This window comes from Pseudomonas resinovorans NBRC 106553, assembly GCF_000412695.1.
Lineage (GTDB): Bacteria > Pseudomonadota > Gammaproteobacteria > Pseudomonadales > Pseudomonadaceae > Metapseudomonas > Metapseudomonas resinovorans_A.
Window position 1 is genome coordinate 729,485 of sequence record NC_021499.1, and the last position, 20,946, is coordinate 750,430.

Consider the following 20,946-nt stretch of genomic DNA (forward strand, 5'->3'; position numbering starts at 1 on the left):
GGGAAATAGCCCGCCCACTCCTTCTAACCGGCTTTAAGCGACCTTTTTCTCTATGCGAATGCGCTTGATGCTGTTGGGTGGCGGCAATTCACTCGGACAGGCGCTGATTCGCCTGGGTGCCGAGGAAGACATAGGTTTTCTCGCTCCGCGTCCGCCCGAACAGGGCTGGGACGCCGCCAGCCTGACCCAGCTGCTCGATGACACCCGGCCCGACGCCGTGGTCAACCTCGCCTACTACTTCGACTGGTTCCAGGCCGACGAAGTCAGCGACGCTCGCCTGTCGGCCCAGGAGCGCGGTGTGGAACGCCTCGCGGAGCTCTGCCAGCACCACGGCATCGTCCTGCTGCAGCCTTCCAGCTACCGGGTCTTCGATGGCTCCCGCGCCACCGCCTACAGCGAGAAGGACGAGCCCATCCCCCTGAGCGAGCGCGGCCAGGCCATCTGGCGCATGGAACAGAGCGTACGCGCGGCCTGCCCCAAGCATGTGCTGCTGCGCTTCGGCTGGCTGCTCGACGACAGCCGCGAGGGTTCCCTGGGGCGTTTCCTCAGTCGCGCCGAGCAGGCCGACGAGATCTGCCTGGCCGACGATCGCCGCGGCAACCCGACGCCGGTGGACGATGCCGCGCGGGTGCTGCTGGCGGTGATCAAGCAGCTGGATTGCGCGGCGCCGCTCTGGGGCACCTACCACTACGGTGGCCACGAGGCGACCACGCCCCTGGCCCTGGGCCAGGCGCTGCTCAGCGAAGCCCGTGGCCTGCACCCGCTGAAGGTGCAGGACATCACCCCCCAGGCCCACGCCGCCCGCCCCGATGCGGCGGACGAACCGCAGAACGCGGTGCTGGCCTGCAAGAAAATCCTCCACACCTTTGGCATCAAGCCCCGCGCCTGGCGCGCCGCGCTGCCGACCCTGCTGGATCGTTACTACCGCCATGGTTGACGCCCCCATCCTGATCACCGGCGGCGCCGGCTTCATCGGCTCGCACCTGGCCGACACCCTGCTCGCCCGGGGCCATGCCGTGCGCGTGCTGGACAACCTCTCCACTGGCAAACGAGCCAACCTGGCGCTGAGCAATCCGCGCCTGGAATTCATCGAAGGGGATGTGGCCGACGCCGCGCTGGTGGCGCGCGTCACGGCGGGTTGCAAGGCGGTGGTGCACCTGGCGGCGGTGGCGTCGGTGCAAGCGTCGGTGGACGACCCGGTCGCGACCCACCAGAGCAACCTGATCGGCACCCTGAACGTCTGCGAAGCCATGCGCCAGAATGGCGTGAAACGGGTGTTGTTCGCCTCCAGCGCGGCGGTCTATGGCCAGAACGGCGAAGGCACGGCCATCGACGAAGACACGCCGAAGGCACCGCTGACGCCCTACGCGGTGGACAAGCTGGCCAGCGAGCAGTACCTGGACTTCTACCGCCGCCAGCACGGCCTGGAGCCGGCGGTGTTCCGCTTCTTCAACATCTTCGGGCCGCGCCAGGACCCGTCTTCACCCTATTCCGGGGTGATCAGCATCTTCACCGAGCGCGCGCTGGCTGGCCTGCCGATCACGGTGTTCGGCGACGGCGAGCAGACCCGCGACTTCGTCTATATCGCCGACCTGGTCCAGGTGCTGGTGCAGGCGCTGGAAGCGGAGTGGCTGGAAGTCGGCCCGGTCAACCTCGGTCTCAACCGCGCCACCAGCCTCAACCAGCTGCTCGCTGCCATAGGCGAGGTGCTGGAGGGCTTGCCGCCGGTGACCTACGTGGAACCCCGTGCCGGGGATATCCGTCATTCGCGGGCGAACAACGCGCGGCTGCTGCTGCGCTACGAGTTCCCGCAGCCCACGCCGCTGAAGGTAGGTGTGGCCAAGCTGCTGGGGCGCTGAGCCGCTGCTCCCCGGTGGGAGCGGCGGTCGGACTTCCCCGGATGAAATCCGGGACATTCCCGCCGCGGTCTTTCGCGAGCAGAGCTCGCTCCTACAGCACTTGCCCGACGAACAAAAAAGGCGCCCGCAGGCGCCTTTCTGTGTTTCCGCGATCGCGCGAGCTAGAGAAGAACAAGGCGAGAATGGCTGAGGGCGCGGAGTTTACGAGCTGTAAATGAGCAGCCCGAGGCCATTCTCAACGCAGTTATTCCGACGCGCAGCAGATCGCTGGTCCTCAGAACTTGTAGCCGACGCCCATCATGTAGACCCAGGGGTCCACATCCACATCGACCTTGACCCGGCCCGCGCCGGCCAGATCGGTGGTGGCGGTGGTGTCGATGTCGATGTACCAGACGGCGGCGTTGAGCAGGACGTTGTCGGTCAGCATGTAGTCCATGCCCACCTGGGCGGCCATGCCCCAGGAGTTATCCAGATCGAGGTTGCTGAAGCCCTGGGCCTTGCGCTGGCCGGTCAGGCTTTCGTCGAAGAACAGGGTGTAGTTCAGACCGGCGCCGACGTAGGGCTGGAACGCGGAGTTCGGGTCCATCGGGTAGTACTGCAGGCTCAGGGTCGGCGGCAGCTGCTTGATGTCGGCCAGCTTGCCGTCCAGGGCGCCGAGGCCCTTCACGCCCACTTCGTGCTGGAAGGGGGTGGCGGCCAGCAGCTCCAGGCCGACGTGGTCGGTGAGCATGTAGGTGCCGGTCAGGCCCAGCTGGGTGTCGCTGTCCAGGGTGGCTTTGGTGCCGCCGACCTTGCCGCCGGCGATGGACAGGGCGGAGCTGTCCTCGTTCGGGTCGACGGTGGCGGCGCCCGCGCGGATGATCACATCGCCGGCCTTGTGGGCCTGGGCCAGGGGCGACGCTATGGCGAGGGCGAGCAGGGAGGCGGTGAGAAGATGCTTGCGCATGGAAGGCTCCAATCGGTTCTAAGTGTGTTTGGCTGGAGCCAGTTTCGGTAATTAGGAAGCTTCGTATCTTGATCCAGAGCAATGTCGTTGCAGGTGGCAAAGAAAAGGCCCGGTGAAGGCGGGCCTTTTGGCGTCTGCGAGGGGCGAACAGGCTCAGCTGGACGGGGATTCGTAGGGGTAGATCTTGCTCGCATCCATCTGATAGCCGGCTTCGGCCAGCTCGCTGCTGCTGGCCTTGACCTGCAGCGGGCCCTCGATCCAGAACGGCTGGTAGAGGGCGTCCATCAGCACACCCAGCTCGCTCTTCACATGGACGATCTGGTTCGACGGCGGCGGCGGTACGTGGATGCAGGCGCCGAAGTAGGGCACCAGCAGGAACTCGGTGACACGGCCTTCCTCGGTCACGTCCAGCGGGACTATGTAGCCCGGCAGCTTCACCTGCTGGCCATCCAGCGCCTCGACCACCGGCGCGGCCGGTGATTGCTGGCCGGCGGCCGGTCCGGCCTCGGCGTTGAGGGCGTCGCCCAGTTGCGACAGGTCGTGGATGGGCGCGGGCGGCTCCGGCGGCGGGGCGCCCTCGGGAATCATCTCGGACCAGGTGAGTTCGCGCGCCTCGCCGGCCCAGAGCGGCGAGGACAGGGTGAGCAGGAGGGCCAGCAGGATGCGCTTCATGGAAATCTCACAGGCGAATGGAAAGGCCATCTGCCAGTGACTGCCGGTAGGCACGCCAGGCTGGCACCACGCCCATCAACAGGGCGGCGGCCAGAATAGCGCCGAGCAGCGTCCACTCATAGGGGCTGGGCAGCGCCAGCGGCAGGTAGAGGCCGTAGTTGGCCTGCACATAGCCCTGGCTGAGGCCGATGCCCAGGTACAGCAGGCCCACCCCCAGCGCCGCGCCGGCCAGGGCCAGGGCGAAGGCTTCCAGCACCAGCAGGCTGCCGACGTGCCAGGGCCGCGCGCCCACCGAACGGAGGATGGCCATTTCCCGGCGGCGTTCGTTGAGGCTGGTGAGGATGGCGGTGAGCATGCCGATCAGGCCGGTGAGCACCACGAACAGCGACACCACGAACAGCGCCTTCTCCGCCGTGCCCATCAGGCTCCAGAGCTCCTGCAGCGCCACGCCCGGGAGAATCGCCAGCAAAGGCTCGCCACGGTATTCGTTGATCTGCCGTTGCAGGGCGAAGGTGGCGATCTTGCTGTTCAGGCCCAGCATGAAGGCGGTGATGGCCTTGGGTTGCAGGTCCAGGGCACGGGCCTGGTCGGCGCTGACCTTGCCGGCGCCGCGGGCGGGCACGCCGTTCTGCCAGTCGACGTGCAGGGCTTCCATGCCGGACAGGGAAATGTGCAGGGTGCGGTCCACCGGGGTGCCGGTGCGGGCGAGGATGCCGACCACGGTGAAGGGCTTGTCGTCGTGCTGCACCAGGCTGACGGTGCTGACGCCGTGGGCCAGCACCAGCTTGTCGCCCAGCTTGTACTTCAGCGCCTGGGCCGCTTCGGCGCCGAGCACCACGTCGAACATGTCGGCGAAGGGCTTGCCCTCGGCCAGCTGCAGGGGCTTGCCGCGGCCAAAGCGGTAATGCTCGAAGTAGGCGGGGCTGGTGCCCATCACCCGGTAGCCGCGATGGGAGTCGCCGAGGGACATCGGGATGGCCCACTTCACCCGCTTGTCCTGGCTGATGGCTTCGAAGCTGTCCCAGCGGATGTTGTTGGTGGCGTTGCCGATGCGGAACACCGAATACAGCAGCAGGTTCACCGAGCCGGAACGCGCGCCGACGATCAGGTCGGTGCCGCTGATGGTACTGGCGAAGCTGGCGCGGGCCTCAAGGCGCACCCGTTCCACCGCCAGCAGCAGGCAGACCGACAGGGCGATGGCGAAGACCGTGAGCAAGGCGGTGAAACGGCGGTTGGCAAGGCTGGCCAGGGCCAGGCGCAAGAGATACATCTCAATCCTCCTCGATGCGCGCGGCGCGGTTCAGGTCGGCGAGCGACAGGCTGCGGTCGAACAGCGGCGCCAGGCTCTGGTCGTGGCTGACGAACAGCAGGCTGGCGCCGGCCTCGCGGCACTCGGCGAAGAGCAGCTGGAGGAAGGCCTCGCGGGCATCGGCGTCGAGCGCCGAGGTGGGCTCGTCGGCGATCACCAGCTCCGGCTGGCCGATCAGCGCGCGGGCGGCGGCTACTCGCTGCTGCTGGCCGATGGACAGGGCGTCGGCGCGGCGCAGCAGGAGTTCTTCCTTCAGGCCCAGGTGGCGCAGCAGGGTGGCGGCGGCCTCATCGACACTGCCATGGCGCTGGCGCGCCCGCTCCGCGCGCAGGGCGGAAAAACGGCAGGGCAGTTCGACGTTTTCCCGTACCGAGAGGAAGGGCAGCAGGTTGAACTGCTGGAAGATGTAGCCGGTGTGGTCCACGCGGAAGTGATCGCGGGCGCTGGCGGAGAGTTTCGCCAGGTCCTGGCCGAGCAGGCGGATGCTGCCGCGACCGGGTTTCTGCACGCCGCCGAGCAGCCCGAGCAAGGTGGTCTTGCCGCTACCGCTGGGGCCCTTGAGGAAGAGGCTTTCGCCCCGTTGCAGGCGGAACTCGGGAATATCCAGCAGTTCCGCGTGGCCGGGCCAGGCAAAGCCCAGCCCCTGGAGTTCGATCAGTGTCTGGTTCATGGGAAGACGTTCGGGTTGCCCCGACCGGTTCGAAGGAAGTTAGAAGCTGAGGCTGGTGGCGGACCTGGAGAGTTCCACGCCTTGCTGGCCGTTGGGGCCGATCAGTTGTACCTGAATTTTTTCGGTGGTGGGGAAGCGCTTGAACAGTTCGGCGAGGTCCAGGGCTTTGAGCGCTTCGGGGGTGGCGCAGTCGAGGCGATAGCTGGCGTGGACGTCGCTGTGATCGTGATCGTGGTCGTGGCCCTTGGCGTGCTCGTCGTCATCGCCGAACAGGGGGCTTTCCAGTTCCCGGCTGGCGACCTTGCAGCCGGCCGCCTCGGGGAGGGCGAAGAGTGCCAGGGGCTGTTCCAGTTCGGCGCGGGCGGCGGCGACCTTGGCCTTGTCGGCGTCGCTTTTCGCCTCGTGCTCGAAGCCCACCAGGTTCATCGCCGGGCTTTGCAGCTCCAGCTCGAGGGTCTGGCCGTCCAATGCCACGTTCAGTCGCGCCACGCCGTGCTCATGGGCTTCCAGGCTGTCGTGCCCGTGGTCATGGTCGGGCTCATGGGCCTGGGCAACGGCCAGGGGCAACAGGGCGAAGGGCAGGGCGAGCAGCAGGCGGCGCATGGACGATCTCCGGGATGGGTGAAAGTGTTCGTTACGTTATAACAAATGTAGGCAGCCTGCCAGCGCCGTGGGAGCATTGCGTATTGGCTGCTCGAGGAGGTGGATGTGCTGCGTATACGCGGAAAGGTCGGCGACTGGCCGGTGGACCTGACAGTGGAAATGGATGCCGAGGACTGGGACCAGTTGGCCAGCCGGCTGAGCCCGGAAACCGTGGCCCAGGCCGCCCCGGCGGCAGCGAAGGCTCCCCTCGCGCCACGCAGCGACGCACTCTGGGACACCGCCCAGCAGTTGCTGTGCGAAGCCGGGCGGATGGAAGGCCCGCGCCTGTTGGCCGAGCTGGAGGCCCTGGCCGGCGGCGCGGCGGCGGGCAAGCGCCTGCTGGTGCGCCTGCGCCATAGCGAGCAGGTGCACGTGGACGCGGGCAAGGATGCGCCGATCTATGTGTGGAAGGGGTAAGGCGGCGCGCGTGGTTAAACCGTAGGTTGGCGCCGAGCCTGCGAGGCCCAACATGCGGGGCCTGGATGTCGCTCGTTGGGCTTCGCTGCGCTCAGCCCAACCTACGGGGGCGGCCGGTCAATCAGTAAATCGCGTTGTACAGCTTGCGGCGGTAGGTGGTGACCAGCGGGTGGTCGCCGCCCAGCAGGTCGAATACCTGCAGCAGGGTCTTGTGGGGCAGGCCGTTTTCAAAGCCGCGGTTGCGCACGAAGAGCTTGAGCAGGCTGTCCAGTGCCGGTTCGTACTGCTGGCGGGCGAGCTGTTGCACGGCCAGCTGGTAGACCGCTTCGTCGTCGCCGGCATTTTGTGCCAGGCGCGATTTCAGGTCGGCCACTTCGGGGAGGTCGGCGGCCTGGCGCAGGAAGGTCAGCTGGGCGCGAGCGCCGGCCAGGGCCTGCTTGTGCTCGTCGCTCTTCACCGCGTTGAGCACGGTCTCCGCTTCGCCCAGTTCACCGCGTTCGGCCAGGCAACGGGCATAGAGGATCAGTCCGGCGGCATTGCTGTTGTCTTCGGTCAGCAGTTGCTTGAGCAGGTTCTCCGCCTCGCTGATGCGGCCCTCGCTGAAGGCGGCCTGGGCAGCATCCAGCAGGTTGCCCTCGGGCGTGGCGGGCAGCTGCACATGGGGTTCGAGCATGGCGCGGATGGCAGATTCCGGTTGGGCGCCGGCGAAGCCGTCCACCGGCTGGCCATCCTTGAACAGCACCACGGTGGGCAGGCTGCGAATGCCGAAGCGCATCACGATGTCCTGCTCGATGTCGCAATTGACCTTGGCCAGCAGCAGTTCGCCCTGGTAGGACTCGGTGATCTGCGCCAGCAGCGGCATCAGTGCCTTGCAGGGCGCGCACCAGTCGGCCCAGAAGTCCACGAGCACGGGTTTGTGGAAGGAGTTCTGGATCACCGCCTGGTCGAAGTCGGCGCCGGTGGTATCGAAGATGTAGGGAATGTCGCTCATCTGGACTCTCGAAAGCGCGAAAGGATGGGCGAATCATACGGCTGCCGGCGGGCAGATGGATATGCCCTCACGAGCGCCGCGACTGCCCCTGGCATGGCCTGCTTCACCTGTAGGGGCGAATTCATTCGCGAACCGGGTCGCAGGTCCGGCCCCGGAATCTGATCGGGAGCGCTGCGCGCTCCTTGGCGAATGAATTCGCCCCTACAGTTCCGGCATGGCGCCCCAAGGGAATCAGCGAATCGCGTGGTACAGGCTCACGCTGCGGAATTCCGCAGGCTCGGCCAGGTCTGGCCAGGTGCAGGCATCCAGCACGGCCAGGCGGGTGTAGAGCGGGTGCTGGAAGTCGCGTACCCGCGAGTCGGCCACCAGGGCCTGGCGGCCACGGCTGAGGAAGTGGTCCAGCAGCGGCAGGTTGGCGCGGTCGTAGAGGACGTCGGCGACTATCACCAGGTCGAAGCGGTCCTCTTCCTGGAAGAAGTCCGTCGAGTAGCGGAGTGTCACCCCGTTCAGCTCGGCGTTGGCGCGGCAGGCGTCGAGCGCCAGCGGGTCGAGGTCGCAAGCCACCACCTCGGCGGCGCCGGCCTTGGCCGCGGCGATGGCGGCCACGCCCGAGCCCGCGCCGAAGTCCAGCACGCGCTTGCCGGCCACCCACTCGGGCTTTTCGGCCAGCCAGCGCGCCAGGGCCAGGCCGCTGGCCCAGCAGAAGCACCAGTAGGGCGGCTCTTCGAGGATGCGCCGGGTTTCCTCGGGGCTGAAGGCGCGGTGCATGTTGTCGGGATCGATCAGCCAGAGGCGCAGGTCGGTGCCAGGCAGGGTCTGGGCACCCAGGCTGGCGTCGCCGAGTAGCTGGTTCAGTGCGTCCTGCAGCCGCTCTGGGGCGCTCATGGCGCGGGTACCATCCGCAGCGGGCCGAGCTCGCGGCTCTCCGGCTGGGTGACGGGCAGCGACTCGAGCTTGAGGATCAGCCGCCCGGACAGGCTGGCGCGAGCGCGTAGCTCGACCCGCTCGCCCTGGGGGAAGTACTCGGGATTGAACAGCAGGCGGAAGGGCAGCGGGCCGCCATTGCCATTCAGCTCCAGGCTGCCCAGCAGGCGCTGCGGGCGATCACGCTCGTCGACCGACATCAGCGCCAGTTCCACCACGCTGCCGTCGGGGGGCGTCTGCAGCACGCCGCTGAGTTCGCGCATATGGGCGGGCGTTGCCTGCACTTCGGGCAACGGCTTGGCGGCGGGGAGCTCAGGAGCGGGCTCTTCGCTGGCGCAGGCCGCGAGCAGCGTGGCCAGGAGCAGGGGAAGGAGTGGGCGCATCTGGAATTCCTGTTCTCTATAGCGCCGGCCTTATAGCGCAAAGCCGTCGGCTTGTCTTGCCCCGGGGATGCGCTACCATGGACCACCTTTTCTGCCGATGCCCCTCGAACGCCATGCATTGTCCCTTCTGCGGCGCCCACGATACCAAGGTCATTGATTCGCGGCTGGTCGCCGAGGGCGATCAGGTACGTCGCCGTCGCGAGTGCCTGGCCTGCGAGGAACGCTTCACCACCTTCGAGACCGCCGAGCTGGTGATGCCCCGGCTGATCAAGCAGGACGGTAGCCGCCAGCCCTTCGACGAAGACAAGCTGCGTGCCGGCATGCAGCGCGCGCTGGAGAAGCGCCCGGTGAGCATCGAGCGCCTGGAAGCGGCCATCGCCCATATCAAGCACAAGCTGCGCGCCACTGGTGAGCGCGAAGTGAAGTCGCGGGTGCTCGGCGAGCTGGTGATGGTCGAGCTGCAGAAACTCGACGAAGTCGCCTATATCCGTTTCGCCTCCGTCTACCGCCGCTTCCAGGACCTCAACGAGTTCCGCGAGGAAATCGAGCGTCTGGCCCGCGAGCCGTCGAAAGACTGATGGCCAGCAGCGACCAGGCCTACATGGCGCGCGCCCTGCAACTGGCGCACAAGGGCAGCTACTCCACTCATCCCAATCCGCGCGTGGGCTGCGTCGTGGTCCGCGACGGCCAGATCGTCGGCGAAGGCTGGCACGTACGCGCCGGCGAACCCCATGCCGAAGTCCACGCCCTGCGCCAGGCCGGCGAGCTGGCCCGTGGCGCCACCGCCTACGTCACCCTCGAACCCTGCAGCCACCATGGCCGCACGCCGCCTTGTGCCGATGCACTGGTGGCCGCTGGTGTGGCGCGGGTGGTGGCGGCCATGCAAGACCCCAACCCCCAGGTTGCCGGCCGTGGCCTGGCGCGCCTGGCGGAGGCCGGCATCGAAGTCGCGAGCGGTGTGCTGGAGGCCGAAGCGCGAGCGCTGAACGCCGGCTTCATCAAGCGTATGGAACAGGGCCTGCCTTTTGTGCGGGTGAAACTGGCCATGAGCCTGGACGGGCGCACCGCCATGGCCAGCGGCGAAAGCCAGTGGATCACCGGCCCGGCGGCGCGCTCGGCGGTACAGCGGCTGCGCGCCCGCGCCAGCGTGGTGCTGACCGGCGCCGATACCGTGCTGATGGACGACGCGCGCCTCACCGTGCGCGCCGACGAGCTGGGCCTGGACCCGGAGCTCACCGCCCTGGCCGTCAGCCGCCCGCCGTTGCGGGTGTTGGTGGACGGTAGCCTGCGGGTGCCGGCCACGGCGCCGTTCTTCCAGGCCGGCGCGGCCCTGGTGGCCACTGCCCAGGCGGACCGCGAGGCCTATCCCGGACACGAGCTGCTGGCATTGCCGGGCGCCGATGGCCATGTCGATTTGCGTCGCCTGCTGGAGGAACTGGCCGGCCGTGGCGTCAACGAGGTGCTGGTGGAAGCCGGCCCACGCCTGGCCGGGGCCTTCGCCCGGGCCGGGCTGGTGGACGAGTACCAGATATTCATCGCCGCCAAGTTCCTCGGTTCCAGCGCCCGGCCGTTGCTGGACTGGCCCCTGACGCGCATGGCCGAGGCCCAGGAGCTGTCCATCGTCGAGATGCGCGCGGTGGGCGACGACTGGCGCGTCATCGCGATCCCCCGCGCGACTGCCTGAAACCCCGCCGCCATGCATGGCGATTTCAGCCGATGCAAGTTGGCCGTGACTGTGATAAAACGCCAGCCAGCCAGTTTGATCACTGGCTGAAACGTTCTCAGGGCGGGGTGCAAGTCCCCACCGGCGGTAATTGCACCCATGGTGCATAGCCCGCGAGCGCCTACTGGAAAGCCCAGGATTGAGCGAGCTGGAGCGAGACAAGGCAAAAGCAGCCGAGGAAGCGCAGTTTACGTCGGTAAATGAGCATTCCGAGGCTGCTTTTAACGCCGTATCGCCGACGCACAGCCAATCCTGACTCACTGCCAGCAGGGTCAGCAGATCCGGTTAGATCCCGGAGCCGACGGTAACAGTCCGGATGAAGAGAGAACGGGATTGCCTGCCTGGGCCGGGGTACGTCCGTGCCAGCGCCCGCCAGATCCCTTTCGATCCATGCGCCCTGTTTTTCACGAAACAGGAGTTCCATCGATGTCCCATGCAACATCCCCCTTCCTTCCGGCGCTGGCGGCCTGTCCGCGCGCGGGTGAGGTGCGGGTGCCTATAATGCGTCTTTTGCCGGTTCCGGCCGGTTCGCTGCAAGCTCTGGAGGTCCCATGTTCACCGGCATAATCGAAGCCATCGGCACCATCCGCGCGATCACGCCCAAGGGTGGAGATGTCCGCGTCCTGGTGGAAACCGGCAAGCTGGACCTCGGCGACGTCAAGCTGGGCGACAGCATCGCGGTCAACGGCGTCTGCCTGACCGCGGTGGAGCTGCCGGGCAACGGCTTCTGGGCCGACGTCAGTCGCGAGACCCTGGCCTGCACCGCCTTCGACGACCTCAAGCCCGGTAGCCCGGTCAACCTGGAAAAGGCCCTGACCCCCTCCAGCCGCCTGGGCGGCCACCTGGTCAGCGGCCATGTCGACGGCATCGGCGAAATCATCGCGCGGGAAGACAACGCCCGCGCCGTGCAATTCAGGATCCGCTCTCCGCGTGAACTGGCCAAGTACATTGCCCTGAAGGGGTCGATCACCGTCGACGGCACGAGCCTGACGGTGAACGCGGTGAATGGCGCCGAGTTCGAGCTGACCATCGTTCCGCACACCCTCGGCGAGACCATCATGGCGGACTACCGCCCCGGTCGCCGGATCAACCTGGAGGTCGACCTGCTGGCCCGCTACCTGGAGCGCCTGCTGCTGGGCGACAAGGCGGCCGAGCCCCAGTCCTCCGGCTTGACCGAAAGCTTCCTCGCCGAACACGGCTACCTCAAAAACTGAATTCATAAGGAGGGCCCATGGCTCTCAACAGCATCGAAGAACTGATCGAAGACATCCGCCAGGGCAAGATGGTCATCCTCATGGATGACGAGGATCGCGAGAACGAAGGCGACCTGATCATGGCCTCCGAGTGCGTGCAGGCCGAGCACATCAACTTCATGGCGCGCTTCGCCCGCGGCCTGATCTGCATGCCCATGACCCGCGAGCGCTGCGAGCTGCTCAAGCTGCCGCTGATGGCGCCGCGCAACGGTTCCGGCTTCGGCACCAAGTTCACCGTCTCCATCGAGGCGGCCGAGGGCGTCACCACCGGCATCTCCGCCGCCGACCGTGCGCGCACCGTGCAGGTGGCCGCGGCCAAGGGCGCCAAGGCCGACGACATCGTCAGCCCCGGCCACATCTTCCCGCTGATGGCCCAGCCGGGCGGCGTGCTGGCCCGCGCCGGCCACACCGAGGCGGCCTGCGACCTGGCGCGCATGGGCGGTTTCGAGCCCTCCGGCGTGATCTGCGAAATCATGAACGACGACGGCACCATGTCCCGTCGCCCGGAGCTGGAGGCCTTCGCCGCCGAGCACGGGATCAAGATCGGCACCATCGCCGACCTCATCCACTACCGCCTGATCCACGAGCGCACCGTCGACCGCATCGCCGAGCAGCCGCTGGACAGCGAGCTGGGCCAGTTCAACCTGGTGACCTACCGCGACTCGGTGGAAGGCGACGTGCACATGGCGCTGACCCTGGGCAAGATCTGCCCGGAAGAGCCGACCCTGGTGCGGGTACACAACATGGACCCGCTGCGCGACCTGTTCATGGTCAACCAGGAAGGCCGCTGGAGCCTGCGCGCCGCCATGAGCGCGGTGGCCAAGGCCGGCAGCGGCGTGGTGCTGCTGCTCGGCAATCCGCTCACCGGTCCGCAGCTGCTGGCCCACCTGGAACGCCAGCTGGGCGCCGAAACCAAGGTGACCAACCCCACCACCTACAGCACCGTCGGTGCCGGATCGCAGATTCTGCGCGACCTCGGGGTGCGCAAGATGCGCCTGATGAGCTCGCCGATGAAGTTCAACGCGATATCCGGTTTCGACCTGGAAGTTGTAGAATACCTGCCCGCTGAATGACCCGAAGGGCTCCGGCCACCTAGGCCGGGGCCCTCGCTCTTTAATTGACGAGAACTCGCCCATGTCCCTGAAGACCATCGAAGGTACCTTCATCGCCCCCAAAGGCCGCTATGCCCTGGTGGTCGGCCGTTTCAACAGCTTCGTCGTGGAAAGCCTGGTGAGCGGCGCGGTTGACGCGCTGGTCCGCCACGGCGTCAGCGAAAGCGACATCACCCTGATCCGCGCGCCTGGCGCCTTCGAGATCCCGCTGGTGGCCCAGAAGGTCGCCCAGCAAGGCGAATACTCCGCCATCATCGCCCTCGGCGCGGTCATCCGTGGCGGCACCCCGCACTTCGAATACGTCGCCGGCGAGTGCACCAAGGGCCTGGCCCAGGTATCCATGGAATTCGGCGTACCGGTCGCCTTCGGCGTGCTGACCGTCGACTCCATCGAGCAAGCCATCGAGCGTTCCGGCACCAAGGCCGGCAACAAAGGCGCCGAAGCCGCCCTGTCCGCCCTGGAGATGGTCAGCCTGTTGGCTGCCCTGGAGGCCAAGTGAGCAACGCAGACGGTTCGGCGCCCAAGGCGCCGAAAGGCAAGATCGCAGCCCGTCGCCAGGCCCGCAGCCTGGCGATGCAGGCGCTCTACTCCTGGCACATCGCCGGTCAAGCGCTCAACGAGATCGAGGCGCAGTTCCGCGTCGACAACGATTTCAGCACGGTCGACGGCGCCTACTTCCACGAGATCCTCCACGGCGTGCCGCGCCTGAAGACCGAGATAGATGCAGCCTTCCTGCCCTGCCTGGACCGCGCCCTCGAGGAAGTGGACCCGGTGGAGCTGGCGATCCTGCGCCTGTCCACCTACGAACTGATGCAGCGCGTGGACGTGCCCTACCGCGTGGTGATCAACGAAGGCATCGAGCTGGCCAAGGTGTTCGGCGCCACCGACGGGCACAAGTTCGTCAACGGCGTGCTGGACAAGCTGGCGCCGCGCCTGCGCGAAGCGGAAGTCCGCGGCGGCAAGCGCTGATCGCCTGTCAGTGAATGGGTGAGTTCGAGCTGATCCGTCGTTTCTTCGCCTCCGCCGCTTGCGCGACCGGGGGCGAAGGCATTGCCCTTGGCATTGGCGACGACTGCGCCCTGCTGCAATTGCCCCCCTTTGATCAACTGGCGGTTTCCACCGACAGCCTGGTGGCCGGTGTGCACTTCCCGCTGGACGCCGATCCCTACCTTCTCGGCCAGCGCGCCCTGGCGGTTTCCGTCAGCGACCTGGCAGCCATGGGCGCCGCGCCCGTCGCCTTCACCCTTGCCCTGACCCTGCCCGAGGCCCGTGCCGACTGGCTGGAAGCCTTCGCCAATGGCCTCTGCGCCATGGCCCGGGGCTGCGGCATCGGCCTGGTGGGAGGGGACACCACCCGTGGCCCGCTGAGCCTGACCCTCACCGTCTTCGGCCGCGTGCCCGCCGGCCAGGCCCTGACCCGTGCCGGTGCGCGGCCTGGCGACCTGCTCTGCGTGGGCGGCAGCCTGGGTGATGGCGCTGGCGCCTTGCCGCTGGTGCTGGGCGAACGCCAGGACAACAGCGCGCAGGCGCAGTACCTGCTGCAACGCTACTGGGCACCGCAACCGCAGCTGGACCTCGGCCAGGCGCTGCGCGGGCTGGCCACGGCGGCGCTGGACATCTCCGACGGTCTGCTCGCCGACTGTGGCCATATCGCTCGCGCTTCGAAGGTGGCATTACTGGTGGACGCTGCGCGCGTGCCCCTGTCCGCCGCCCTCGAAGGGCTTTTTTCCAGGGAATTCGCCCTCAATTGTGCGCTGGCCGGTGGCGACGACTACCGGCTCGCCTTTACCCTTCCCGCCGACGCGCTGGCCAGCATCCAGGCCGACTGGCCTGAGGTGGCGGTGATCGGCCGGGTCGAGGCGGGGCAGGGCGTGCATCTGCTGGATGCCAGCGGCGCCGAGCTGCAGCCGCCGGCACTGGGTTATCAACATTTCGGGAGTCAAGGTGACTGATCACGAGTCGGCCACGCCGCAACCAATCCCCCATTCGGTGTGGAGCAACCCCTGGCATTTCCTGGCCTTCGGCTTCGGCTCGGGCACCTTGCCCAAGGCGCCCGGTACCTGGGGCTCGCTGGTGGCCCTGCCCTTCATCCCGCTCTGGCAGATGCTGCCGGACTGGGGCTACTGGCTGATGCTGGGGCTGACCATGCTGTTCGGCTTCTGGCTGTGCGGCAAGGTCGCCGACGACCTGCGCGTGCACGACCACGAAGGCATCGTCTGGGACGAAATGGTCGGCATGTGGATCACCCTCTGGCTGGTGCCCGAGGGCTGGCAATGGCTGCTGGTGGGCTTTGTGGTGTTCCGCGTGATGGACATCCTCAAGCCCTGGCCGATCCGCTGGATCGACCGCCACGTCCACGGCGGCGTGGGGATCATGCTTGACGACGTGCTGGCCGGGGTGTTCGCCTGGTTGGCGATGCAGCTCATCGTTTGGGGACTGGCCTAGGATTGTCAGGACCCTGTTCGGGGACATGTGGGTGAAGGGAGGTTTCATGCGCAGCTGGATAGTGGCGGTGCTGGTCGGTTGCATGCTGCTTCCCGCAGCCTGGGCCGAATCCTTCCCGGCCAACGAAATCCATCTCGCCAGCGAAGTCTGGCCCGAGCACACCGAGGCCGACGGCAGCGGGCTCGGCTGGGACATCCTGCGCCTGGTCTACGAGCCCGAAGGCATCCAGCTGAAGATCCGCTCGGTGCCCTATACCCGCTCCATCGGCCTGGTGCAGCGTGGCGAGGCGGATGCCTGGGTCGGTTCCTACCGCGGCGAGGTCGAGAACGCCTGGTACCCGCGCTGGCACTACGACGCCGACCAGGTCAGCGCCCTGGCGCTGAAAACCTCGCCGGTACCGACGCTGGAAAACCTGGGCCAATACCGCCTGGCCTGGATTCGCGGCTACGACTACCAGGACTACCTGCCGAACCTGAAGCTCTACAAGGAAATCCAGCGGCGCAGCGGCATCCTCTCGATGCTCGACCTGGGCCATGTGGACTTCTATATCGACGCCCGTACCGAGGTGGACGACGTGCTGGAGAGTGCCGCCGACCCAAGCCGCTACCAGGTCATCCCGCTGACGCGCCTGCCGCTCTACCTGGGGTTCGCCAACACCGAGCGCGGCCGGCACCTGGCGGAGGTTTTCGATCGGCGCATGAGCGCCCTGGTGGCCAGTGGCGAACTGCGGCCGCTGTTCGTGCGCTGGAAGCAACCCTATGCCTTCGACAAGGAACTGGAGAAACCCCATGTCGCGCACTGATGCCTACATCGCCGCCTGCCTGCTGGCGCTGCTTCCCGCGCTTGCCGGGGCGGCCACCCAGGTGCAGGTGGTGGGCCTGTTTCCGGGTGCCGCGGTGCTCAACGTCGATGGCCAGCGCAAGCTGGTGAAGGTGGGCCAGACCGGCCCCGGCGGCGTCCAGGTGATCAGCGCCGACAGCAAGGGTGCGGTACTGCGGGTCGACGGCGTGGAGCGTGGCTACAGCCTCAGCCGCGAATACAACACCAGCGCCGAGGCCGCCGAACCGGGCACCGCGGCGCCGCCGCAGCGGGCCCAGTTGAGTATCGCCCGTGGCAACAACGGGCACTTCCAGGTGGCCGGTTCCATCGAAGGCCACCCGGTGCAGTTCCTGGTGGACACCGGCGCCACCAGCGTCGCCATGAACGAGAACCAGGCCCGCCGCCTGGGCATCGACTACCGGGTCAAGGGGATGCCGATGAAGGCCAGCACCGCCGGTGGCACGGTCAACGCCTGGCGGGTGACCTTCAACAGCATCAAGGTCGGCAGCCTCGAAGTGCTCGGCGTGGAGGGCGCGGTGATCGAAGGCGACGCGCCGGTGGACGTGCTGCTGGGCATGAGCTTCCTCAACCGCGTGCGCTGGCGCGAGGAACAGGGCGTGCTGATGCTGGAGTCCAAGTACTAGCGGCTCCCTGCTTCGAGCCAATCGATACGTATCCCCAACTATTCAATCTGACGTGCCGGTCAACGCTGCTGCTACAATGCCGGCCTTCACAATTTCCAGGAGTTTCACGGTGTCTGTCGTATTCGTCGCCGCCTCCCAGCTGCCCACTCCTTTCGGCGTGTTCACCATGCACGGCTTTCTCGATGAAGCCAGCGGCAAGGAACACGTGGCCCTGACCCTGGGTGACGTGGCCAGCGGTGAACCTGTCCTGGGCCGCCTGCACTCCGAGTGCCTGACCGGCGATGCCCTGTTCAGCCTGCGTTGCGATTGCGGTTTCCAGCTGGAAGGCGCCCTGCGCGCCATCGCCGAAGCCGGCAGCGGCGTGCTGCTCTATCTGCGCCAGGAAGGCCGTGGCATCGGCCTGCTGAACAAGATCCGCGCCTACGAACTGCAAGACGCGGGCGCCGACACCGTGGAAGCCAACGAGCGCCTGGGCTTCGGCGCCGACCAGCGCGACTACGCCATGTGCCAGCCGATGCTGGCGCACCTGGGCATCAAGGCCATCAAGCTGATGACCAACAACCCGCGCAAGGTCAAGGCACTGGAAAGCTACGGCCTGAACGTCGCCGAGCGGGTGCCCCTGCAGACCGGCCTGAACAAGCACAACCGCAAGTACCTGGCCACCAAGGCGGGCAAGCTCGGCCACATGCTGGGCAACCTGCACCAGGCGGAAGCGGAGTCGTGACACGCCCGCAAGTCCGCCGCCAGCTGGCCCTGGCCTGGTGGCGCCAGCTGGGCTACACCCTGCTGCCGTTGTTGGTCATGAGCTACCTGTTCGGCGAGGACGAGCCGCTGCTGCCGGTGCTGCAGATGCCGCTGTTCATCGTCGGCCTGGCGTCCATGTTCCTCACCCTGCCGCTGTTCTCCGCCTACAAGCGCGCCCTGGTGGCCACCGAGGCCGCCCTTGGCCGTGCCGAAGAGCCAGGCGCCTGGGCAGAGCTGGCCCGCCGTCGTCGCAAGGCCTTCCTCGCCGCGGGCTTGCCGGCCTGGATCGCCGCCGTGGCGGTGCTGGTCGGACTCAACGGCGTGGCGCTGATCCTGCTCGCCGTGAGCAGCGTCGTGATCCTCTACCTCTACCGAATCCCTCGCCAGCTCGGCTGATGCGCCGGCTGCTCGCGCTGCTCGCGCTGCTCCTGCTGTGCCTGGCGCTGCCCGCCACGGCGCAGCTGCGTGTGGTCAGCCTGGCGCCTTCCCTCACCGAAACCATGCTCGACCTCGGCGCCAGCGACTTGCTGGTGGGCGTGCTCGATGGTGGCGAGCGCCCGGCTTCACTGGCCGGCCTGCCGTCCGTGGGGCGCTACGGCCAACTCCAGGCGGAGCGCCTGCTGAGCGTCAAACCCGACCTGGTGCTGCTCTGGCCGGACAGCGTCGGCGCCGCCGGTCGTGACCAATTGAAGAAACTCTCGATTCCCCAACTGGTGGTAGAGCCCCGGGACCTGGAGCAACTGGCCCAGTCCTTCATCACCATCGGCGAGCGTATCGGCCGCGCCGAGCAAGGCCGCCAACTGGCCGAACGCTTCGCGGCAGGGCTGGCGCAGCTGCGCCAGCGCCATGCTCGCGAGGTACCGCTCGAGGTCTTCTACCAGGTGTGGGACCAGCCGCTCTACACCCTCGGCGGCAAGCAGATCGTCAGCGATGCGCTGCGGGTCTGCGGGGCAAGGAACCTCTTCGCCGACCTCACCCTGCCTGCGCCGCAGGTGGGCATCGAAGCGGTGCTGCAGCGCAATCCGGCGGTGATCCTGGTGAGCGAACCGGCGCAGCTCGGCGCCTGGCAGGCCTGGCCGCAGCTGGATGCGGTGAAGAAGCGGCAGGTCTGGGCGGTGCCCGATCGTGGCCTGGAGCGGCCGAGCTTCCAGATGCTGCAGGCCACCGAGAAGCTCTGTCGATTGCTCGATACCGCCCACTGATGCGCTATCGGCGATGGGTATCGCTACGCTCGCGGAACGCCGCCCGACCCATCCTACAAAGGCAGTGAGTCCGTAGGATGGGTTGAGCGAAGCGATACCCATGCGGCCCGGAATCCCGGGGAGGCTGGAGCTCAGAGCCCCAGCAGTGCCATCCGCGCGCGCACCGAGGCGTCGATGCCGGCCGCGTCCAGTCCGCACTCGGCGAGCATTTCCGCCGGCTTGGCGTGTTCGACGTAGTAGTCCGGCAGGCCCAGGTGAAGGATCGGTTTCTGCAGGTTCTCGCGGGCGAGGAACTCGCTGACGGCGGCACCGGCGCCACCCATCACGCTGTTCTCCTCGATGGTCACCAGCAGGTCGTGGCTGCCGGCCAGTTCGCGCACCAGGGCTTCGTCCAGGGGTTTGACGAAGCGCATGTCGACCACCGTGGCATCCAGGCCCTCGGCCACCTGCAGGGCTTCGGCCAGTTGCACGCCGAACACCAGCAGGGCCACCTTGGCGCCCTGGCGGCGCACCACGCCCTTGCCGATCTGCACTGGCGCCAGCTCGCGCTCGATGGCCGCGTTGGGGCCGCTGCCACGGGGGTAGCGCACCGCCGCCGGGCCTTCGAAGTGGTAGCCGGTGGTCAGCAGCAGGCGCAGCTCGTTTTCATCGCTGGGGGTCATCACCAGCATGCCGGGGATGCAGCGCAGGTAGGACAGGTCGAAGCTGCCGGCGTGGGTCGGGCCGTCTTCGCCGACGAGGCCGGCGCGGTCGATGGCGAACAGCACATCGAGGTTCTGCACCGCCACGTCGTGGATCAGCTGGTCATAGCCGCGCTGGAGGAAGGTGGAGTAGATCGCCACCACCGGCTTGGCGCCGTCGCAGGCCATGCCGGCCGCCAGGGTCACGGCGTGCTGCTCGGCGATGGCCACGTCGAAGTAGCGATCGGGGAAGCGTTCGCTGAAGGCCACCAGGTCCGAGCCTTCCTTCATCGCCGGGGTGATGCCCACCAGGCGCGGGTCCTGCCCGGCCATGTCGCACAGCCACTGGCCGAAGACGCTGGAATACTTGGGCCCGCTGGCTTTCTTCGGTGCCGCCGAGGTGTTGATCGGGTCCAGCTTGGTGATGGCGTGGTAGCCGATGGGGTCGACCTCGGCCGGGGCGAAGCCCTTGCCCTTCTTGGTCACCACGTGGAGGAACTGCGGGCCCTTGAGGTCGCGCATGTTGCGCAGGGTGGCCACCAGGGTGGGCAGGTCATGGCCGTCGATGGGGCCGATGTAGTTCCAGCCGAGCTCCTCGAACAGGGTGCCGGGTACCAGCATGCCCTTGGCGTATTCCTCGGTGCGGCGGGCGATTTCCCAGGCGCCGGGCAGGCGCGAGAGCACCTTCTTGCTGCCTTCGCGCATGCTTGCGTAGGTGCGGCTGGAGAGGATCTTCGCCAGGTAGTTGGACAGGCCGCCGACGTTGCGCGAGATCGACATGTCGTTGTCGTTGAGGATCACCAGCATGTCGGCCTGCACGTCCGAAGCATGGTTGAGCGCCTCGAAGGCCATGCCGGCGGTCAGCGCGCCGTCGCCGATCACCGCGATCGACTTGCGATTGGAACCCTGCATGCGGGCGGCGATGGCCATCCCCAGGGCGGCACTGATGGACGTGCTGGAGTGGCCGACGCCGAATGTGTCGTACGGGCTCTCCACGCGGCGCGGGAAGGCGGCGACGCCGTCCTTCTGGCGCAGGCTGCCCATCTGCTCGCGGCGTCCGGTGAGAATCTTGTGCGGGTAGGCCTGATGACCCACGTCCCATACCAGCCGGTCGTCCGGGGTGTCGTAGACGTAGTGCAGGGCAATGGTCAGTTCCACCACACCCAGGCCGGCACCGAAGTGGCCGCCGGTCTTGCCGACGGTGTAGAGCAGGTACTGGCGCAGTTCGTCGGCCAGGGTCTCCAGCTCCGCTTCGCCGAGCCGGCGCAGTTGATCCGGCGTCGCCGCGCGGTCGAGCAGCGGCGTGACGGGGCGTTCGCGGGGAATCTCGTGGAACGTCGTGGGCATCAGGCGAATCGTTATAGGAAAAAAAAGATGGGCAAGTTTACCTGATGCGGCTTGGCCTGCCCAAGACGTGCTGTCGCCTGGCGTGTTTCGAGGACTCCTTGGGCCCGCACGCCCGCTCGTAGGGGGGATGACGCTTCACCCATCCACCATCGAATCGGTACCTG

General features: G+C 67.3%; 25 protein-coding genes. 16 read left to right on the forward strand and 9 right to left on the reverse strand.

The window, feature by feature from the left end; translation table 11 throughout:
* Positions 1–52 precede the first annotated feature (52 nt).
* Entirely contained in the window at positions 53–937 is an 885-nt protein-coding gene (locus PCA10_RS03325) for a sugar nucleotide-binding protein (protein ID WP_041770118.1), read from the forward strand.
* Positions 930–1,859, forward strand: coding sequence for an NAD-dependent epimerase/dehydratase family protein (locus PCA10_RS03330; RefSeq protein WP_016490596.1), 930 nt, complete (start codon positions 930–932; stop codon positions 1,857–1,859). The genes PCA10_RS03325 and PCA10_RS03330 overlap by 8 nt, the downstream gene beginning before the upstream one ends.
* Before the next feature lie 274 nt (positions 1,860–2,133).
* Here the strand turns inward: PCA10_RS03330 and PCA10_RS03335 are convergent, their stop codons facing one another.
* The 5 genes from PCA10_RS03335 to PCA10_RS03355 form a co-directional block, all read right to left on the reverse strand.
* Positions 2,134–2,805 carry an OmpW/AlkL family protein gene (locus tag PCA10_RS03335; protein WP_016490597.1) on the reverse strand — a complete coding sequence of 224 codons (672 nt, stop codon included), beginning with the start codon at positions 2,803–2,805 and terminating at the stop codon, positions 2,134–2,136.
* A 153-nt stretch (positions 2,806–2,958) separates the two neighbouring features.
* Positions 2,959–3,477, reverse strand: a complete 519-nt coding sequence (locus tag PCA10_RS03340) for a DUF3299 domain-containing protein (RefSeq protein ID WP_016490598.1) — start codon at positions 3,475–3,477, stop codon at positions 2,959–2,961.
* A gap of 7 nt (positions 3,478–3,484) precedes the next feature.
* Positions 3,485–4,747 carry an ABC transporter permease gene (locus PCA10_RS03345; protein WP_016490599.1) on the reverse strand — a complete coding sequence of 421 codons (1,263 nt, stop codon included), beginning with the start codon at positions 4,745–4,747 and terminating at the stop codon, positions 3,485–3,487.
* 1 nt (position 4,748) lies between these two features.
* Positions 4,749–5,456, reverse strand: a complete 708-nt coding sequence (locus tag PCA10_RS03350) for an ABC transporter ATP-binding protein (protein ID WP_016490600.1) — start codon at positions 5,454–5,456, stop codon at positions 4,749–4,751.
* Positions 5,457–5,495: 39 nt separating this feature from the next.
* Positions 5,496–6,059 carry a DUF2796 domain-containing protein gene (locus PCA10_RS03355; protein ID WP_016490601.1) on the reverse strand — a complete coding sequence of 188 codons (564 nt, stop codon included), beginning with the start codon at positions 6,057–6,059 and terminating at the stop codon, positions 5,496–5,498.
* 105 nt (positions 6,060–6,164) lie between these two features.
* On the opposite strand from PCA10_RS03355, the gene PCA10_RS03360 reads away from it, so the two are divergent.
* Positions 6,165–6,515, forward strand: coding sequence for a hypothetical protein (locus tag PCA10_RS03360; protein ID WP_016490602.1), 351 nt, complete (start codon positions 6,165–6,167; stop codon positions 6,513–6,515).
* A gap of 121 nt (positions 6,516–6,636) precedes the next feature.
* On the opposite strand, the gene trxA is transcribed toward PCA10_RS03360, so the two are convergent.
* The 3 genes from trxA to PCA10_RS03375 all read right to left on the reverse strand — a co-directional run bounded on the left by trxA (position 6,637) and on the right by PCA10_RS03375 (position 8,813).
* Positions 6,637–7,506, reverse strand: coding sequence for a thioredoxin (trxA, locus tag PCA10_RS03365; RefSeq protein WP_016490603.1), 870 nt, complete (start codon positions 7,504–7,506; stop codon positions 6,637–6,639).
* A 231-nt stretch (positions 7,507–7,737) separates the two neighbouring features.
* Complete coding sequence (locus PCA10_RS03370) at positions 7,738–8,391, reverse strand: class I SAM-dependent methyltransferase (protein ID WP_016490604.1); 654 nt, start codon at positions 8,389–8,391, stop codon at positions 7,738–7,740.
* Positions 8,388–8,813, reverse strand: a complete 426-nt coding sequence (locus PCA10_RS03375) for a YbaY family lipoprotein (protein WP_016490605.1) — start codon at positions 8,811–8,813, stop codon at positions 8,388–8,390. Before PCA10_RS03375 ends, PCA10_RS03370 begins: the two co-directional genes overlap by 4 nt.
* A 113-nt stretch (positions 8,814–8,926) precedes the next feature.
* On the opposite strand from PCA10_RS03375, the gene nrdR reads away from it, so the two are divergent.
* From nrdR to PCA10_RS03440, 13 genes are all read left to right on the forward strand, one after another.
* Entirely contained in the window at positions 8,927–9,391 is a 465-nt protein-coding gene (gene nrdR / locus PCA10_RS03380) for a transcriptional regulator NrdR (protein WP_016490606.1), read from the forward strand.
* Positions 9,391–10,497 (forward strand): bifunctional diaminohydroxyphosphoribosylaminopyrimidine deaminase/5-amino-6-(5-phosphoribosylamino)uracil reductase RibD, encoded by a 1,107-nt coding sequence (ribD, locus tag PCA10_RS03385; protein ID WP_016490607.1) that lies wholly within the window; start codon positions 9,391–9,393, stop codon positions 10,495–10,497. Before nrdR ends, ribD begins: the two co-directional genes overlap by 1 nt.
* A 590-nt stretch (positions 10,498–11,087) precedes the next feature.
* A complete protein-coding gene (locus tag PCA10_RS03390; RefSeq protein WP_016490609.1) occupies positions 11,088–11,750 on the forward strand; it encodes a riboflavin synthase in 663 nt (220 codons plus the stop codon).
* Positions 11,751–11,767: 17 nt separating this feature from the next.
* On the forward strand, positions 11,768–12,862 hold the full coding sequence (gene ribBA, locus PCA10_RS03395) for a bifunctional 3,4-dihydroxy-2-butanone-4-phosphate synthase/GTP cyclohydrolase II (RefSeq protein WP_016490610.1): 1,095 nt from the start codon (positions 11,768–11,770) through the stop codon (positions 12,860–12,862).
* A gap of 61 nt (positions 12,863–12,923) precedes the next feature.
* Positions 12,924–13,400: a 6,7-dimethyl-8-ribityllumazine synthase gene (gene ribH, locus PCA10_RS03400; RefSeq protein WP_016490611.1), complete on the forward strand. Its 477-nt coding sequence runs from the start codon at positions 12,924–12,926 to the stop codon at positions 13,398–13,400.
* Complete coding sequence (nusB, locus tag PCA10_RS03405) at positions 13,397–13,870, forward strand: transcription antitermination factor NusB (protein WP_016490612.1); 474 nt, start codon at positions 13,397–13,399, stop codon at positions 13,868–13,870. Before ribH ends, nusB begins: the two co-directional genes overlap by 4 nt.
* Before the next feature lie 14 nt (positions 13,871–13,884).
* Positions 13,885–14,853, forward strand: a complete 969-nt coding sequence (gene thiL, locus PCA10_RS03410; RefSeq protein WP_016490613.1) for a thiamine-phosphate kinase — start codon at positions 13,885–13,887, stop codon at positions 14,851–14,853.
* Complete coding sequence (locus PCA10_RS03415; protein WP_016490614.1) at positions 14,846–15,346, forward strand: phosphatidylglycerophosphatase A family protein; 501 nt, start codon at positions 14,846–14,848, stop codon at positions 15,344–15,346. The genes thiL and PCA10_RS03415 overlap by 8 nt, the downstream gene beginning before the upstream one ends.
* 46 nt (positions 15,347–15,392) lie before the next feature.
* Positions 15,393–16,148, forward strand: a complete 756-nt coding sequence (locus tag PCA10_RS03420) for a substrate-binding periplasmic protein (RefSeq protein WP_016490615.1) — start codon at positions 15,393–15,395, stop codon at positions 16,146–16,148.
* A complete protein-coding gene (locus tag PCA10_RS03425) occupies positions 16,135–16,809 on the forward strand; it encodes a retropepsin-like aspartic protease family protein (RefSeq protein WP_016490616.1) in 675 nt (224 codons plus the stop codon). Before PCA10_RS03420 ends, PCA10_RS03425 begins: the two co-directional genes overlap by 14 nt.
* 109 nt (positions 16,810–16,918) lie before the next feature.
* Positions 16,919–17,533: a GTP cyclohydrolase II gene (gene ribA / locus PCA10_RS03430; RefSeq protein ID WP_016490617.1), complete on the forward strand. Its 615-nt coding sequence runs from the start codon at positions 16,919–16,921 to the stop codon at positions 17,531–17,533.
* Positions 17,530–17,949 carry a hypothetical protein gene (locus PCA10_RS03435; RefSeq protein WP_016490618.1) on the forward strand — a complete coding sequence of 140 codons (420 nt, stop codon included), beginning with the start codon at positions 17,530–17,532 and terminating at the stop codon, positions 17,947–17,949. The genes ribA and PCA10_RS03435 overlap by 4 nt, the downstream gene beginning before the upstream one ends.
* Positions 17,949–18,755, forward strand: a complete 807-nt coding sequence (locus PCA10_RS03440) for a cobalamin-binding protein (RefSeq protein WP_016490619.1) — start codon at positions 17,949–17,951, stop codon at positions 18,753–18,755. The genes PCA10_RS03435 and PCA10_RS03440 overlap by 1 nt, the downstream gene beginning before the upstream one ends.
* A gap of 131 nt (positions 18,756–18,886) precedes the next feature.
* Here the strand turns inward: PCA10_RS03440 and dxs are convergent, their stop codons facing one another.
* Positions 18,887–20,782 (reverse strand): 1-deoxy-D-xylulose-5-phosphate synthase, encoded by a 1,896-nt coding sequence (gene dxs / locus PCA10_RS03445; RefSeq protein ID WP_016490620.1) that lies wholly within the window; start codon positions 20,780–20,782, stop codon positions 18,887–18,889.
* Between the last annotated feature and the right edge of the window lie 164 nt (positions 20,783–20,946).